Genomic DNA, 2,042 nt, shown 5'->3' on the forward strand with positions numbered 1-2,042 from the left:
CGCCGGCTGGACACGGCCCTTCGCGAGCACCTCGACGCGCAGCGGCACGTGCTGCTTGGCGTCGATGGCGATCCGCAGCTGGTGCACCAGCGAGTCCTGGTCACGCGGCTGGAGCACCAGCTCGTACGAGTCCCGGCCGGCGACGGTGGCCGAGCGGCCGACGCTGACCTCGGTGCTCGGGTCGATCGCGCCCAACGCCAGGTCGGCGGCCTGCTGCGGGGTGGCCGGCAGGCTCGCTGCCGGTTCCGGAGCGGGCTTGAACGCCCCGGCCTTGTTGCCCAACGCGCGGTGGGTGGCGGTGTTGGTGCGGCTCTGCCAGGTCCACAGATCCCGGCCGTTGCGGATCACGTCCTGCTCGCCGAGGGTGTCCAGCAGCGCGACCCGCTGCTTGTCCGGCCCGGAGTACCAGACCCGCAGGGTGTGTGTGCCGGTCAGCATGGTGGTCAGCTCGTTGCCGGGGAGCAGCCCGACCAGTGGTGGCAGGCCGAGGTCGGCGCGCTGCACGACGGTCCCGGACAACCCCTCCAACCGGGATGTCTGCAGGTCGACGAGGAGCTGGGCGGCGGTGCGGGGCGGCAGACTCGGCTCGGCCTCGGCGGCGAACGTGCCGATCGCCGCGCCACCGCCGATGACGGCGACGGCCGCGGTGGCCGGGACCAGCCAGCGCAGGACGGGACGGCTTCTCAGGACGGACATGGTGGCACCTCCTGCGCCCATCCTGCCCCCTCACTGCTGTGAACGCGCTGAGGACACCGAACGGGGTTGATTGACCCGGGTGGCACCCTTGAGTGGTGCGCGTGCTGGTGGTGGAGGACGAGGCCCGGTTGGCGGCTGCCCTGCAACGCGGCCTGCAGGCCGAGGGGTTCGCGGTGGATGTGGCGGGGACCGGCCCGGCCGGCCTGGACGCGGCCCGGCACGGCGGGTACGACGCCATGATCCTCGACGTGATGCTGCCCGGCCTCTCCGGGTACGAGCTGGTCCGGCGGCTGCGTGCGGAGGAGCACTGGTTGCCGGTGCTGATGCTCTCCGCCAAGGACGGCGAGTACGACCAGGCCGACGGCCTCGACTGCGGCGCCGACGACTATCTGACCAAGCCCTTCTCGTACGTGGTGCTGCTGGCCCGGCTGCGGGCGTTGCTGCGTCGGGGCGCACCGGAGCGTCCGGCCGTGCTGGCGGTCGGCGACCTGCGGCTGGACCCGGCCCGGCGGCGGGTGACCCGGGCGGACGCCGAGGTGACGCTGACCGCGCGGGAGTTCGCGCTGCTGGACTACCTGATGCGCCGGCCGGGTCAGGTGATCTCCAAGATCGAGTTGTTGGACCACGTCTGGGACGCGAGCCTGGAGACCGCGCCGAACGCCGTCGAGGTGTACGTCGGCTACCTGCGCCGCAAGCTCGGCCGGGACCGGCTGGAGACGGTCCGGGGTGCCGGCTACCGGTTGGCCACGTGACGTCGGACGGCCCGGCACCCACCGGTCGGGCCCGGCCCGGCTGGATGCCGATCCTCGGGCTGCGAGGGCGGCTCATGGCGATCGGCGTGTTCGGCCTCACCATCGGGTTGGCGGTGGGCGGGGTGGTGCTGCTCGGCGCGCTCGGCTTCGTGCTCCAGCGCACCGTCGACACCGAGGCGTTCCGCACCGCCGATGCCGTTGCCCTGCTCGCCGCCGAGGACGCGCTGCCCGACCCACTGCCGGTGGCCGGCGGGCAGGTCCGTGTGCAGGTCGTCGACGCGCAGGGGCGGATCAGGGCGGCCTCGATCGACGCCGACCGGCTGGTGCCGATGGTCCGCCCGGAGCGACTGGACCGGACGGGTCGGCAGCGGCTGGAGGTGCCGGCCGAGCGGGTCGGGCTGGTCGGCCCGGTCCGCGTGGTCGCCGTACCCGCCGGCACCGCGGCCGACCCGCTCACCGTGCTGGTCGCCCGCTCGATGGCCGACGTGCGGCACAGCATCCACGTGGTCCGGACCATCCTGCTGGTGGCGTTTCCGCTGCTGGTGGCCGTGCTGGCCGGGGTGGCGTGGCGGGTGGTGGGCGCGACCCTGCGGC

Annotated in this window: 2 protein-coding genes and 1 pseudogene; 2 read left to right on the forward strand and 1 reads right to left on the reverse strand. The window is 73.9% G+C overall.

Annotated features, from left to right (window positions below):
* The coding region (locus KBX53_RS31030) for a sigma-E factor regulatory protein RseB domain-containing protein (RefSeq protein WP_305797990.1) at positions 1-696 on the reverse strand (696 nt) is incomplete at its 3' end.
* 95 nt (positions 697-791) lie between these two features.
* Here KBX53_RS31030 and KBX53_RS31035 point away from each other — a divergent pair.
* Positions 792-1,448, forward strand: coding sequence for a response regulator transcription factor (locus KBX53_RS31035; protein ID WP_210863295.1), 657 nt, complete (start codon positions 792-794; stop codon positions 1,446-1,448).
* Positions 1,449-1,492: 44 nt separating this feature from the next.
* Positions 1,493-2,042 (forward strand): annotated as a pseudogene (locus KBX53_RS31040) (two-component sensor histidine kinase); the annotation flags it as partial.

It is taken from the genome of Micromonospora sp. M51 (genome assembly GCF_018070305.1).
Taxonomy (GTDB): Bacteria; Actinomycetota; Actinomycetes; order Mycobacteriales; family Micromonosporaceae; genus Micromonospora; species Micromonospora parva.